Origin of the sequence: Virgibacillus alimentarius (assembly GCF_000709085.1) — a bacterium.
GTDB classification, from domain to species: domain Bacteria; phylum Bacillota; class Bacilli; order Bacillales; family Amphibacillaceae; genus Virgibacillus_B; species Virgibacillus_B alimentarius.
In genome coordinates this window covers 1-14,221 of record NZ_JFBD01000055.1, presented here as the reverse complement: position 1 = coordinate 14,221, position 14,221 = coordinate 1, and the positions used below count along the sequence as shown (strand labels likewise).

Sequence of the window (14,221 nt, the reverse complement as noted above, 5' to 3'; positions counted from 1 at the left end):
CTTAGGTATTCCTATTTTCATGATAATCCCACCTTTTATTTTGATGTTATGTAGTAGATTGTTAAATTAAAAACACATCCATCTATCAATATATATGATAGTTTAATTCTTTGTCAATCTACATGCCAGTTTATTTCTCAAATGAGCCTCCTGCTGCTTATTACTTGTTATGAGCTTTTCAGCTCCTTAGTAATAGGATCAGCAAAATAATTATCTGTCTCTTCTTTTACAATTTTATATAACAACAATAGACCGATGAGGTTCGGTATCATCATCAAAGCATTAGCCATATCAGCGAAAGCCCAAACAGTTGTTAAACTAGCAATAGTTCCTATAAAAGTTGCTCCAACATAAATGACTCGATAAATTTTAATATGTTTTACTCCAAACATATACTCAAAACATTTTACTCCATACACATACCAAGCAATAATAGTTGAAAAACCAAAAAATACAACAGACAATGAAACAATATATTCGCCAACGACTCCCAAAGAAGAGCCAAACGCTGCGCTTGTTAAAGCACCAGCTTCTAATGTAGGATCATGTGCTACTCCAGATATTAAACCTCCAGAGGCATCCCAAAAACCAGTGACAATCAATACAAGCCCCGTCATTGTACAAACGATGATGGTTACAATAAATGTCCCTGTCATTGCTACTAATGCCTGTTTTACAGGGTGGCTAGTTTTGGCATTTCCTGCGATCAAAGCAACTGTACCAAGACCTGCTTCGTTAGAAAAAATTCCTTTTGAAACACCATGTCGTATTGCCTCTGTTACGACAATTCCCGAAAATCCACCTGCTGCTGATATAGGGGAAAATGCATGTTTAAATATTAACGCAAATGCCGGAATAATTTGGTCGTAATTTATACCGATAATAATGATGGCTGCAACAATATAAAACACCGCCATTACCGGAACAAACACACCAGCTACTGCACTTATTCGCTTTAACCCACCAAAAATGATCAATGAAGTTAATATAACAAGAATAATACCTGTTGTTAAACCATTAACATGAAAACTATTGCTCATTACGTCTGCTATTGTATTAGACTGTACACTATTTCCGATACCAAGTGCAGCAAAAGCTCCAAAGATCGCAAAAGCATAGGCTAAAAGTCTCCACTTTTTGCCTAACCCTCTTTCTATATAATACATCGGACCACTGGAATACTCCCCTGTTTCATTCTTAACGCGGTATTTCATAGCGAGTAGAGCTTCAGCATATTTTGTTGCCATGCCAAGCAGTCCAACTACCCACATCCAAAATATAGCACCAGGGCCCCCTAACGTGATGGCTGTTGCTACACCAGCAATATTTCCATTACCTATCATACCTGCAAGGGAAGTCATTAATGCTTTAAAATTGCTAACATCCCCTTCTGCTGATTTATCTTTATCTTTTGTAAATGCTAATTTAAAAGCATAACCAAGTTTTTGTATTTGTAAGCCTTTTAATACAAAGGTTAAAAATAAACCGGTTCCGGCTAATAATAGTAAACTTGGAGCCCCCCAAAGAAATCCGTTAATTTTTTCAAGTATATTGAGCAATGCATATCCTCTCCTATTAATTCGTGTTAGTGATTTGTATTTCCCTGTTTGGATAAGCACATACAATTATTTTCAATTACAGTATAATGCAGTTATAATGTCACTAGAGAAATAAAGCTGGGTTTAAACGCTTTCATTCATTTCAGTTTTACAAAAAATCCCCCTTATAAATAAAGTTGTTATAATCGAGACATAAATATATTACTGAAGATGTCGTTTTTCGTCAAATTTTGTATTATTATAAAAAATAAGTCATCTCTTTAAGAAACGAGATGACTTATCTTAAAAACGCATTCTCTTTCATGTTACTTCTTTTGGTTGTTAAATGTATATATGCCCTTATTGTTCTTCAATTGATCCTCAATCACACCACTCTGATAACTCTCATTTAATTGATTTTGCACAGCTGAAACACCTTTTTCGTCAAAAAAGTTTTTTCGCTGTTTTTTATTTTTTTCAGACATACCTTCACCTCCATTAACTATTATGTACACATATTTGTAACAAAAACGGTTAAAAATTTTCCAACTTATGATAAATAAAGATTATAATAGAGATAGAAGGGGAATTGTTCTATGAAAGGGGAGAGCATATATGAATTTAGATTATAAAAATATTGTTGTGGCTGTTGACGGATCGGAAGCATCGGAAAAGGCTTTTAAAAAATCGCTCAATATTGTTAAAAATAATAATGCCCGTTTAATCATTGCCCATGTAGTCGATTCGAGAACCTTCGCAACAGCTGAAGCATATGATAGGACATTGGCCGAGCGTGCAGATGAATATGCAGCAGAGTTATTAGATCGTTATATTGATGAAGCAAAAGCAGCCAATCTGGACGATTTAGTAAAATGTGTGGAATACGGTTCTCCAAAAATTAAAATTGCAAAAGATATTGCAAAAAATTTTGATGCAGATTTAATTATTTGTGGAGCTACGGGGTTAAATGCGGTGGAACGCTTTTTAATCGGCAGTGTATCGGAAAACATAGCAAGGCATGCCTCATGTGATGTACTTGTTGTCCGATAATTAAGAACAGTTTACCCCGAATTAAAGTTACTTCAAGTTAAAAACATGATTTCCCCTTCTTGAACATTATGTTTTAGAAGAGAAAAATAACGCCTCTCTTGCAGGCGCTATTTTTCTTCTGTGGTTAAATCCTTTTTAATTTCTGTTACAACATGTGAAAGCTCAGGTAAAATTAATTTATTCATTGCTAGTTTTACCGCACCTGATGAACCTGGTGTTGCAAAAATTGCAGTGTGGTGAATAACGCCTGCTACAGCACGAGACATCATGGCAGCGGAACCAATATCCTCTTGGTAGCTTAACATTCGAAACAACTCACCAAACCCTGGTATCTCTTTATCCAGCATATTTCGAATTGTTTCAATAGTAACATCACGAAAAGATATTCCAGTTCCACCATTCGTTAAAATAACATCAACCTCAGGACTTTCACAACCTTCGCTCACACTCCTTTGAATGGCTTTAACATCATCTGATACAATATCTTTTTTTATTACTCTGTGACCTTCTTTTTCCAAGCGTTCAACCATCAAATTTCCACTTTTATCTGTAGAAGATGCACGCGTATCACTGATTGTAAGTATCATACAGGCAACTGATTTTTTTCTACTTTTATGACTATGAACAGACATTCCTAACATACCCTCCCTTAAAGTAATGTATTCTTACACGGTTAAACGAAATGTATCACGAGCGATCATGATTTCTTCATTAGTGGGTATAACGACCACTTTCACTGGAGAATGTGAATAATTTATGAATGCTTCTTTTCCACGAATTTGATTCAACACAGGATCCCAGTATACCCCCATGAATTCTAAGCCTTTTAGCACTTTTTCACGTACCAGATCACTGTTTTCACCAACCCCAGCGGTAAATATAATCGCATCTACTCCCGACATTCGTGCAGCATAAGAACCTAAATAACTATGTATTCTTCCTGCAAAAACTTCCAGTGCCAGTTCCGCACGCTTATCTTTTTCTTCAGCACGTGCCTCTATATCCCTTAGATCACTTGAAAACCCAGATAATGCAAGCATACCGCTCTCTTCATTCAAAACATGAATAACTTCATCTGCCGATTTTCCCGTTCTTTCCATAATATATGGAATTAAAGCTGGATCTAAATCTCCAGATCGTGTTCCCATTGTAACACCTGCAAGTGGAGTAAATCCCATGGATGTATCTAGGGATTTTCCGTTTTGCACAGCTGTAATACTAACTCCATTACCAAGATGACAAGATATAAGCCGCAGCTGTTCAAGAGGCATCCCAAGTAATTCAGCTGCACGTTCGCTAACGTATTGATGAGATATGCCATGGAACCCGTATTTACGAATGCCATATTCCTCATAATATCTGTATGGCAAACTGTATAAAAATGAACTTTCGGGCATTGTTTGATGAAAAGCAGTGTCAAAGACAACAACCATTGGTACAGTCGGCAAAACGTTCTGAAATGCACGAATACCTGTTAGATTTGCTGGATTGTGCAACGGGGCAAATGAAGAAATCTCATCAATATTTTTAATTACTTGGTCATCAATGATGACAGATTCTTTAAATCGCTCCCCACCATGCACAACCCTATGTCCAACCGCATGAATTTCCTTAAGTGATTTAATAATGCCAGAAGCCTGTAACTTTCTAAGTAATATAGTAACAGCTTCCTCATGATTAGAAATATTACTTACTTCTTCATCTTTTTCATCTGCTTTTTCGATTGTAAAAACAGCATTTGGCAATCCAATTCTTTCAATTTGCCCTTTTGCTAATACCTTTTCGTCTGGCATTTGAAACAACTGAAACTTCAGTGATGAGCTTCCTGCGTTAATCGCCAATATATTATTCATAATTATCCCCTTCATCGTCACTTCAAATATACTGCTTAAACCACCCGTTCATTTGGTCTAAAATGTCTCCCATTTCCCTTGTATTGTTAAAGGAGGGAAGATTAGCAAGCAGTGGTTGCTTTGGTCCTTGTGTATCCTTCCCTTTCTTTTGGAGAATGAAAATACTTTTCACATTTTTCTTGGATTTAAATGCACTTTCAGGAAGACGAATAACCCCAATGATATGGGCATATTCTTGAATATAAGCATGAAGCTTGTCTGACTGATCGCTATCAAATAAAAAGTCAGGGATAACAAAAATTAAATAACCTGCCTCTTTCGTATAATTCATGCCCTGTTCTATTAATAAGTGATGGGCATAAGAATGACCTTTATCTGCGCTCAATTGAAAATCGTTTGCCCGGATATCATCTGGATAATACCCTACCGGTAAGTCGGCAATGATTAGATCTATTGGGTCCACTAAAAACGGCCGTAAACTATCTTGATGGAAGAATTCTACTTGTTTTTGCTGCAAATTAGCGTTTAATACTCCTAACTTAATGAGTGTAGGATCTATTTCGCTGGCGAAGGCTTCTGCTGGCTGTTCAAGTTGATTCATTACAGTTAACAAGAGGTTTGCCGTCCCACTTACAAGATCAAAAATACGTATTTTATCTTTTCCTTTCATAAGCTTTTCTGAAATATAACCTACAAACAGAGCCACTGCTTCCGGTGTCATTAGATGTTGTTGCTGCGTAGAACCCTTCATTCCTTTTAAAATTGCTAACTGGGTTGCTTTTCGAATGTCTTCTATTTGGTATGTAGTTAAGTCAACCTTTTTTAAAGCAGATTGCAATTTATACTTCAGTAAATCATCTATTTCTGCAGAAACATCTTGATAAAAAAGAGTTTCTAATGTTACTGCCAAACTATCTAAATATGGCTCGTCTTGTTGTTCATGTATTATTTGGGTTGTTCTATCTAACCACTCGAAAAGTGATTCAACTTTTATTTCATCCATTCAAATTTGTCCCCCATTCTTTCCTGTAAAGAGGTTATCAATCCTCTCTATTGTATCAAATGTAGCATACTAATGTACAAACGAATGATAGTATGAAACACTTTCTGTTTATAGAAGAAAAAGCCTCCCCCCATTGTAAGATGAGAGAGACTTTATCCAAGTGTTTACTTCGCCTGTTTTACTGCATTAATTGCTTTTTCGTAGTCAGGATGGTTCGTAACTTCATCTACATACTCTATATAAGTTACTTTATCGTTTGAATCAACTACAAAAATAGCTCTAGTCAATAAACGTAACTCCTTAATGAGAACTCCATATTTTTCCCCTAGTTCTGCATCCCTGTGGTCTGATAAAGTGTCAAGGTTTTTAATTCCATTAGCAGCACACCAACGTGTTTGTGCAAATGGCAAGTCCATACTTATCGTTAAAATCTGCACGTTTTCTAATTTACTGGCTTCCTCATTAAAACGCTTTGTTTCTTCAGAACATACACCAGTATCAAGAGAGGGGACTGTACTGATCAACTTCACCTTACCTTTATAATCGTTTAGATTTACTTCCTTAAGATCGTTCGATAAGACAGTAAAGTTTGGTGCTTGATCTCCTTCTTTAATTTCTTGACCAAGTAGAGTAACTGGATCTTGCTGAAATGTAACTTTAGCCATCAATTATCCCTCCTATAATTATGATAATCTTCTTTCATTATGATAAAATAACTGGAAGATGTCCAATAATAGGATAGATAATCTTTACTTTTAAATATCATAGTCTGTATTAAAGTTCATGGAATCTTTCTTTTTTACTTTTTGTTTATGATCATTTTTAGATTTATTTGATTCTTGTATGATTTCCTGAATTTTGTCCGCAGCCTTAGGAGCAAAATCTAACATTTTTTCATAAATATGTGTGCTTTCATTTAAATGAATCATTTTTATTCCTCGGCTATTTACAATTAAAAATGCTACAGGAGTAATAGAAACACCCCCACCGCTTCCACCTCCAAATGGTAACGTAGCTTCACCAGAATTGTCTTCACTTTGATTTGAGTTAAATTCACTTCCACCTGCAGCAAACCCGAAACCTAATTTTGATACAGGTATTATTACACTACCGTCTGGTGATTCTACCGGATCCCCAATAATAGTATTTACTTCAACCATATTTTTTATATTTTCCATTGCTGTCGTCATTAAACCTTGTATTGGATGTTCCTCCATAAAGTGAGCCTCCTAACATATTTATTTTATAAAAGCAGCTTCTTTTCTAAACGAAGTTTTCCGCATTGCTTTCAGAAATACGTGTATAGCTTGTCCTATTTTAACGGAGACAATGCAATTAAAAGTAGACTGAATACATTTAAATTGGAAATGTGGATGTACGCCTATCTTCGGTTTACAATAAATTTTACTTTGGTTAGAAATAAATCCAACCAAAACTTCTTTAAAAGCCCATATGCTGCCTGCAGCTAAACCAGTCGTACTTGCCTCTCCTGTTCCAACATGTGTAAACCATTTCAATTCATGCACACTTATTTTTTGAAAAATAGACCGAACAAAACAATTCAAATCACCCATTTTTTGAAAAACATTGCGACAATCGGCTTGAAACACATCAATTAGTTCCTGTAAACTTTTGTCTTTCCAAATACGCCAGATTTCATTATCCTCATTGTTATCATCTAACTTAATCTCTTGTTGAAATATACGCAAACGATACAAATATATTTCTATGGTACACACCAATTGATGACTTGTATATGTAAACCGGAATGAAAAATACATATTGGAATAAAAGAAAAGGAAAACAATAATGACAAGAATAAAAATTATCCACATCAACACCATCAATCTTACCCCTTTATTTTTAAAGGTATTAAAAATAATGAATCATATATAACTATTTTGCTACAATTTATCAATTTTAAACCTTTTAATAAAAAACATGTGATATGCCTTCATTGGTCTTTATAACCAGCTCAGTGTAAAATGAATGAAAGTAGATACTTTATTTTGGAGGAGATGATACCGAGTGCCTGAAAGAAATAAAATATATTTTTACTATAAGAAAAACAATAAATTGGAAAGTATCATTCAGTCATTGTTTAAACGAACACAACAAAATAATTTTACAATTGTTGAGGAAGCCAACGATGCTGATATTATCGTTAGCATCGGCGGAGAGGGCACATTTTTACAGGCTGTAAGAAAGACAGGTTTCCGTCAAGACTGTTTATATACGGGCATAACTTACGCTGAAGAAGCTGGACTCTATTGTGATTTTAATTTGGAAAACTTTGATAAGATGCTTTATACAATTGAACATGAAGAATTAGAAATACGCCGTTTTCCGGTTATTAATGTGGAAGTTAATGGGAATACTTTATTCCACTGCCTTAATGAAGTAAGTATACGATCAACGATTATAAAAACAATTGTAATCGATGTGTTTATTGATGATAAGTATTTCGAAACATTTCGAGGTGATGGATTGGTTGTGGCCACACCTACCGGAAGCACAGGCTACAATAAGTCCACGAATGGTGCTGTTATCGATCCGCTTCTTCCATGTTTTCAAGTATCTGAACTAGCATCCATCAATAATAATCGTTATCGTACACTAGGGTCGTCCTTTGTATTAAACCAAAACAGAAAATTATCCCTGCGTATTTTACAGGATGGTAACGATTACCCGATTATTGGATTAGATAATGAAGCTTATTCCATACAAAATATTAAAAGTATTAATGTAAGACTAAGTGATAAATTAATAAAAACCGTGAAATTAAAAAATAATTCATTTTGGGATCGAGTAAAAAGAACTTTCTTGTAAGAAGCTTAGTAAAACGAATTAACGAAGGGCTATCCCCTCTTGAGGAATAGCCCTTAAGCCATTTCATATTTATTTATTGTTGATTCATGCCGCCAAATTGTTGTTCAGCCATTTGAACGAGACGTTTTGTAATTTCCCCACCAACAGATCCGTTAGCGCGAGAAGTAGAATCAGCACCAAGTTGTACACCAAACTCTTGTGCAATTTCAGTTTTCATTTGGTTTAATGCTTGTTCCGCACCAGGAACCACCAATTGATTTGAATTGTTACTATTATTGTTTGCCATGATGTTTCACCTCCTTGGTACTTTTATATTGTGCGACAAGGAGGGAATTCATTCATATTTTAGACTGGAAGTTGTTGTAATTTTTCCGTAAAAAAAGTATTTATATAATGCTATACTCGCTTCTTTTCAAACCTTATAGAAGATGATCGAATACATCTTTTGAATTTACTTGGTCATCATTTATTTTCATTACTTCAATGCCATTAATTGCTTCTTCAAGTAGAAACGTATAATTACATTTGGATTCCATGTTATTCACTTTATCTCGCTTTGGTCTAGTCTTTGGAGATTTAGGTACAAATATCGTACAACAATCCTCATGTGGTCTAATTGAAATATCATACGTATTAATTTTTTTGGAGAGTTGTATAATATCATCTTTATCCATTGTAATTAACGGTCGAATAATCGGGTAGTTTGTCACTTCATTAATTGTATTCATACTTTCCATCGTTTGACTTGCAACTTGACCTAGATTTTCTCCTGTAGTAATGGATAGGATTGATTCTTTTTCACAGACCTTTTGAGCAATACGCATCATCATACGCCGCATAACAGTCATCGCATAACCTTCAGGAATATCATGAAAAATCTGTTGTTGTAACTTTGTGAAAGGTACAAAATGAATATTAATTGTATTTCCAAAGGCAGTCAATTTTTCAGCAATATCAATTACTTTTTGTTTCGCTCTCTCACTTGTAAATGGCGGAGAGTGAAAATGTATTGCTTCAATTTGAACACCGCGCTTCATTGCCAAGTAACCTGCGACTGGACTATCAATACCACCTGATAATAATAATAAAGACTTTCCGGATGTCCCTACTGGAAGTCCACCTAATCCTAAAATTATATCAGACGTAATGTACGTTGCTTCGTTTCTTATTTCGACTCTTATGGTCAAATCAGGATGATGAACATCTACTGTATAATCGGACGTGTTTGCAAGTAAGTGACCGCCTAATACTTGATTCATTTCCTGTGAAGATATTGGAAAATTTTTATTGATTCTTTTTACAGATATTTTAAACGTTTGAACATCTTTCCCGTTCTTCAATGCAAATAAAGCTGCATCCTTTATTTTTTGAATATCATTATCCACCTTTATTGCTAAGCTAAGACTTCGAATACCGAAAATGTCCCTGCACTTTGTTATAACTGGCTCTGGATCATGACCATTTAACAAAACAAACATTCTTCCTTGGGTTCGTTTCACTTTAACATCGGGAAATTCTTTTAATTTATGTTGAATATTTTCTTGTAACTTTACAATAAACTTCTTGATATTTTTCCCTTTCAGTCCCAATTCTCCATACCGTATTAATATATGATCGTATTGCATGATTATCTACTCCATTATTTCTTTTAATTGTTGTATTGCTTCTTTTAATTCTTCTAAAAAACATGAAATTTCCTCTTTTGTTGTATCATAGGATAAGCTAATTCGTAAAGCGGATGTCGTCCTCTTTTCATCTAATCCGCATGCAGCTAGTACTTTACTCTCCTCTTTCTGCTTTGATGAGCAAGCGGATTTTGTGGAAATAAAAATATCTTTTTCTCCTAGCGTATGAATCATCACTTCCGGTTTCAGTCCTGGTATAGATATGTTTATAATATGTGGTGCAACATTTTGACAAGGTGTATTCATTTTCACATCATCTATTTCTTCCAATCTTTTTCGTAAGTTCTGATGTATATCGTATAAGTCCGCCAGTTCTTTTTTTTTCGCGTTCTTTCATTAACCTTAGTGCTTTCACCAATGATACTGATCCAGCTAAATTTTCAGTGCCAGAACGTATGCCACTTTCTTGATTTCCGCCATGAAATAGTGGAAATAACGTGGTACCGTTTTTTACATACAAGATCCCAGTGCCTTTTAATCCGTGAATTTTATGTCCTGAAAATGTACATAGGTCGATTCCGCTATTATCTAATGATAAAGGGACTTTTCCTAAACCTTGTACGCCATCCACATGCAAAAATAGTTTGGGATGCTTTTTAGCAATTTGACTGATTTCCTCAATTGGCTGAATCGTACCAAGTTCATTATTAACATGCATAATACTTATTAGTATAGTGTCATTGCGAATGGCACTTTTAAGTTCTTTTGTAGATACTTCTCCCTTTTCATTGACAGGTAAATAAGTTATTTCAAATCCTAAGGATTCTAAACTATTACATGTATTATATACGGAAGGATGTTCGATTGTTGAGGTTATAATATGTTTTCCACGTTTTTGGTGTTTTAATGCAATTCCTTTTATAGCTAAATTATTTCCTTCCGTCCCCCCGGAAGTAAAAATTATTTCACCTCGGCTCACCCCTAGTAAGTATGATGCTTGATCTTTAGCCTTAAATAACAATTTTTCCGATTCACCGCCAAATTGGTGAATCGAGGAGGGATTAGCAAACATCATTTCTGATATGTGTCTATAACTTTCTAATACAGCAGGATTTGGTTTTGTTGTTGCACTATTATCTAAATAAATCATTGTTTAAACTCCTTACCAATTTTCTCTAAGATCTATATAAATAATCAAGGCTGACTTATAAATTGGGATTTTCCCTCTCCCCTTCTATAAGACAGCCTATGTCAATCATTTTTAATTCAAAACTTCCTGAGGCACTTCAATCTTTTGTAAAGCACCTGGTTCTATTTCTTCCACTGCATTTGCAGCCTGCTCTAAAGCAAGTTCATATTCAAATGATCTAAATAATCTTTCAGCTTCATTTAATTTTGCAGCTAGTTCTGGATAACTGCTTCGATATCTATTTGCATATTGAATCACTTGTTCGGTTAATGCAGCTTGTTCAAGAAGCAAATCCGTTTGTTCCATCGTTTTATCAACAGTTAATTTGGCTTCAGTAAGCGCTTGTTGCACTTCAGCAATTTCAAGCGGCTGCTTCTCTAACGCCTTCATTACTATTTTATTTTTCCCGGCTGCCGTTTCCATCATGTTCCAAATGAAGTTTGGTACTCCAGGTATATTGCTTTTTTTCAATTTACGATTTGTATCATAAATATTATTTTGTATTTCTGCTAACGTTTCTTTTGCTTCGATTTCGTCTTTACGCAAATTGTGGATACGTTTCTTAAATGCTTCATGTTTTTCTTGTAACTCTGCCATTTGCTGAAAACCTTCATCTAGTCGTTCTCTTAATTCGGAGTGGGCAATATTCTCATTTTCCATAGCATTTGAAAATTCTTCTAGCTGTTTTTCTAAATGAGCTATTGTTTTATCTAATGCTAAATACCTTTCCATATCACTATCTTCAAAGTAGTAAGCCTTTTTCATGTTTTCCACTTCGGTTTTTGTATCATAAAAGGAAGCACCTAATTCATCTAATGTTGATTGATATTTTGGAATTTTAGCTTCCATATAACTTTTAGCAATTGCTTCTTTTTCCAGAAGTTGATACATCTCCAAAATTCTATTTTCAATTTCTTCTATAAGAATTTTCACCTCGGATATATTTCCTTTTTCCAGGGACGAAATACCATCCAACAAGCGCTTTTGGTAGTCATGAATCTCTTTTTTTAAACCAAGATGACTGACGCGATACCCATCACTTTTCATTTCTTTTAAACCAGTGAGCAGCTCATCCAATTGCGCAGGTAAGTCATGTTTACATTTCCTATATATTTCAGGGAATTCATCGATTTGAGAAATCAATTGTTCCAATTCTTGTTTTAAATTGTTTACTAAATCCTTAGCTTCAAAATAATTACCACAACCCGCCAATTCATCGTATTTAATAAATGCTTGCTCCATCTCGTCAATTCTTGATTCAAAAACAGACTCTGCTTTTCCATATTGATAGCGGTGTTGAGATAGTTTTCGGCGAAGATATTTAATGTTTGGTCGTAGTGTTTCAACATCTTCACGGCTGGACTTTTCTGATTCTAGGAGCTCTTCTAGTTCATTAAGTATTTTTTCAATATCATTTTCAATCGTATTTAGATCTTGTTCATTTTTTCGCAGTAATTTTTTAGCATTTGAAAACCGGTAACGATCTGCGAACTCCTCTGCCTTAACTAACATATCTTCAACGTTGGATAATTCTTTTGTTATTATTATCTCCCAGCGTTCTTTCCAAGATTCAAATTTTTCTTGTGTTTCGCCGGATAAATTTAATTTCTTTATTTTTGAAAGCTCAGCAGCAACATCTCTATCTAGTATATCCATCTTCCAATTTTCTTGTTGATCAACTTCATCGTATACCCGTTTTCTTAATATAAGCCCTACAATAATTAGTGCAATAATTAATAGTATGATTCCTATGATATATGCCATAAGCTGCCTCCTAACTATATTCCTGTATAAGAGGATTTTTTCGTTTGAGTCTCTCTTGAAAAACAGGTATCAAAAACCGACAATTTTAGCATGGCTAATCCTATAATACCATGTTCATATCATTTTTGGCTAAAAAAAATGAATAAAATAGTGCTTTATTCATTTTTTGAAACGAAATTATTTGTTGTGTAATTTTCATCTTTTGTAACGAGAATAAAATCTAACCATTGATGTATTGTTTGCACATATTTTTTCACAAAATAATTTTGTGAAGATTCACCTACAACATGGTCTTTCCATTCATTTTGCAGAACATATGGAGTAATAAGCATACCTTTTAATTGCATTAACAAAAATTGCGAGTTTTCCACTTTCTGCTTATTTTGTTTAAGTATATCAAAAAATGTATTGCTTATAAAATAATTTTCTTTTGCTAAATAGGTAACTGCCATTTCTCTTACAAAAACAGAATCTAAGGATAATTCCCGGTGGATAAAGCAGGTGAATTGATGATTACTCTGTTTATACTGTATAATGGCAAATATTAATTTTTTTAATTTTTCCATAGATGTTAATGAGTTTGCTTGTTTTAACGTATTTTCTATTATTTCTAAATAAGCTTCATAATATTGAGTGACTGCATACTCTAATAAACCCTGTTTACTTTTGAAATAATAGCTTATTAAAGAGACATTAACAGAAGCTCTATCGGCAATATCCCTCACGGATGTTCCATGGAAACCATTTTGAAAAAATAGTACAGAAGCAGCATCAATAACCTTTTGTTTCGATGAGTTAGCTTTCATTGCAATTCAACTCCTTAATTCACAATTACGACAAAGATTGTAGATATCCTTCCATTTTCCCTCGACAAATACTTTTAGAATTTGTCGAAGTACATCAAAAGAAAGGAAGATTTTTTGTTTGAAACTGTTACATACTCTGGAAATAGAGTAAACGATTATACTTTATTACTGAAGCAATTAACTGCATTATCAAAAGATGAGGAAGACCCTATTGCAATACTATCAAATGCAACCGCGTTACTAAATCAGTTTTTATCGGAAGTAAATTGGGTGGGCTTCTATCTCTGGAAAGATAATGAGTTAGTACTTGGTCCGTTTCAAGGCTTACCAGCATGCATAAGAATACCGTTTGGAAAGGGAGTTTGCGGGACAGCTGTTAAAGAGCGTAAAACACTAAGAGTCAACGATGTCACGCAGTTTCCAGGACACATCGCTTGTGATAGTGCAAGTAAATCGGAAATTGTCGTCCCTATCTTTGTTCAAGATACGATATATGGTGTTTTAGATGTTGATAGCCCAGTAACAAATCGTTTTGATGAACTGGACGAAACACACCTTCAAAAA

Annotated in this window: 17 protein-coding genes; 3 read left to right on the top strand and 14 right to left on the bottom strand. The window is 34.4% G+C overall.

Translation table 11 applies throughout. From position 1 onward, the window contains the following. Nucleotides 1-167 precede the first annotated feature (167 nt). Together GZ63_RS0109635 and GZ63_RS18125 are read right to left on the bottom strand one after the other, a co-directional pair. Entirely contained in the window at nucleotides 168-1,559 is a 1,392-nt protein-coding gene (locus tag GZ63_RS0109635; protein WP_029269000.1) for an alanine/glycine:cation symporter family protein, read from the bottom strand. A gap of 305 nt (nucleotides 1,560-1,864) precedes the next feature. Beyond that, nucleotides 1,865-2,023: a hypothetical protein gene (locus tag GZ63_RS18125; RefSeq protein ID WP_198020929.1), complete on the bottom strand. Its 159-nt coding sequence runs from the start codon at nucleotides 2,021-2,023 to the stop codon at nucleotides 1,865-1,867. 130 nt (nucleotides 2,024-2,153) lie between these two features. Between GZ63_RS18125 and GZ63_RS0109625 the strand changes: the two genes are divergently transcribed. Continuing rightward, nucleotides 2,154-2,588, top strand: a complete 435-nt coding sequence (locus tag GZ63_RS0109625) for a universal stress protein (protein WP_029268998.1) — start codon at nucleotides 2,154-2,156, stop codon at nucleotides 2,586-2,588. Between the two features lie 107 nt (nucleotides 2,589-2,695). On the opposite strand, the gene GZ63_RS0109620 is transcribed toward GZ63_RS0109625, so the two are convergent. The 6 genes from GZ63_RS0109620 to GZ63_RS17125 all read right to left on the bottom strand — a co-directional run bounded on the left by GZ63_RS0109620 (nucleotide 2,696) and on the right by GZ63_RS17125 (nucleotide 7,288). Continuing rightward, complete coding sequence (locus GZ63_RS0109620) at nucleotides 2,696-3,220, bottom strand: MogA/MoaB family molybdenum cofactor biosynthesis protein (protein WP_029268996.1); 525 nt, start codon at nucleotides 3,218-3,220, stop codon at nucleotides 2,696-2,698. 33 nt (nucleotides 3,221-3,253) lie between these two features. Continuing rightward, a complete protein-coding gene (locus GZ63_RS0109615) occupies nucleotides 3,254-4,441 on the bottom strand; it encodes an acetate kinase (protein ID WP_029268994.1) in 1,188 nt (395 codons plus the stop codon). Nucleotides 4,442-4,463: 22 nt separating this feature from the next. Next, complete coding sequence (locus GZ63_RS0109610; protein WP_029268992.1) at nucleotides 4,464-5,444, bottom strand: class I SAM-dependent methyltransferase; 981 nt, start codon at nucleotides 5,442-5,444, stop codon at nucleotides 4,464-4,466. 164 nt (nucleotides 5,445-5,608) lie between these two features. Then, nucleotides 5,609-6,109: a thiol peroxidase gene (tpx, locus tag GZ63_RS0109605; RefSeq protein WP_029268990.1), complete on the bottom strand. Its 501-nt coding sequence runs from the start codon at nucleotides 6,107-6,109 to the stop codon at nucleotides 5,609-5,611. Nucleotides 6,110-6,199: 90 nt separating this feature from the next. Beyond that, nucleotides 6,200-6,661, bottom strand: a complete 462-nt coding sequence (gene ytfJ / locus GZ63_RS0109600; RefSeq protein WP_029268988.1) for a GerW family sporulation protein — start codon at nucleotides 6,659-6,661, stop codon at nucleotides 6,200-6,202. 21 nt (nucleotides 6,662-6,682) lie between these two features. Beyond that, nucleotides 6,683-7,288: a DUF2953 domain-containing protein gene (locus GZ63_RS17125; protein WP_029268986.1), complete on the bottom strand. Its 606-nt coding sequence runs from the start codon at nucleotides 7,286-7,288 to the stop codon at nucleotides 6,683-6,685. 184 nt (nucleotides 7,289-7,472) lie between these two features. Between GZ63_RS17125 and GZ63_RS0109590 the strand changes: the two genes are divergently transcribed. Next, nucleotides 7,473-8,273 carry an NAD kinase gene (locus GZ63_RS0109590; RefSeq protein ID WP_029268984.1) on the top strand — a complete coding sequence of 267 codons (801 nt, stop codon included), beginning with the start codon at nucleotides 7,473-7,475 and terminating at the stop codon, nucleotides 8,271-8,273. A gap of 73 nt (nucleotides 8,274-8,346) precedes the next feature. On the opposite strand, the gene GZ63_RS0109585 is transcribed toward GZ63_RS0109590, so the two are convergent. The 6 genes from GZ63_RS0109585 to refZ all read right to left on the bottom strand — a co-directional run bounded on the left by GZ63_RS0109585 (nucleotide 8,347) and on the right by refZ (nucleotide 13,657). Further along, nucleotides 8,347-8,559, bottom strand: coding sequence for an alpha/beta-type small acid-soluble spore protein (locus GZ63_RS0109585; RefSeq protein WP_029268983.1), 213 nt, complete (start codon nucleotides 8,557-8,559; stop codon nucleotides 8,347-8,349). 133 nt (nucleotides 8,560-8,692) lie between these two features. Then, nucleotides 8,693-9,898, bottom strand: coding sequence for a tRNA uracil 4-sulfurtransferase ThiI (thiI, locus tag GZ63_RS0109580; protein WP_029268981.1), 1,206 nt, complete (start codon nucleotides 9,896-9,898; stop codon nucleotides 8,693-8,695). A 6-nt stretch (nucleotides 9,899-9,904) separates the two neighbouring features. Beyond that, the gene (locus tag GZ63_RS18700) at nucleotides 9,905-10,204 is read right to left on the bottom strand and encodes a hypothetical protein (protein WP_318842372.1); all 300 of its coding nucleotides are present in this window, start codon (nucleotides 10,202-10,204) and stop codon (nucleotides 9,905-9,907) included. Nucleotides 10,205-10,211: 7 nt separating this feature from the next. After that, nucleotides 10,212-11,048, bottom strand: a complete 837-nt coding sequence (locus GZ63_RS16610) for a cysteine desulfurase family protein (RefSeq protein ID WP_318842371.1) — start codon at nucleotides 11,046-11,048, stop codon at nucleotides 10,212-10,214. A 111-nt stretch (nucleotides 11,049-11,159) separates the two neighbouring features. Further along, the gene (gene ezrA, locus GZ63_RS0109570; protein WP_029268979.1) at nucleotides 11,160-12,851 is read right to left on the bottom strand and encodes a septation ring formation regulator EzrA; all 1,692 of its coding nucleotides are present in this window, start codon (nucleotides 12,849-12,851) and stop codon (nucleotides 11,160-11,162) included. Between the two features lie 155 nt (nucleotides 12,852-13,006). Continuing rightward, the gene (refZ, locus tag GZ63_RS0109565) at nucleotides 13,007-13,657 is read right to left on the bottom strand and encodes a forespore capture DNA-binding protein RefZ (RefSeq protein ID WP_029268978.1); all 651 of its coding nucleotides are present in this window, start codon (nucleotides 13,655-13,657) and stop codon (nucleotides 13,007-13,009) included. Between the two features lie 114 nt (nucleotides 13,658-13,771). On the opposite strand from refZ, the gene GZ63_RS0109560 reads away from it, so the two are divergent. Next, the coding region (locus GZ63_RS0109560; RefSeq protein ID WP_029268976.1) for a GAF domain-containing protein at nucleotides 13,772-14,221 on the top strand (450 nt) is incomplete at its 3' end.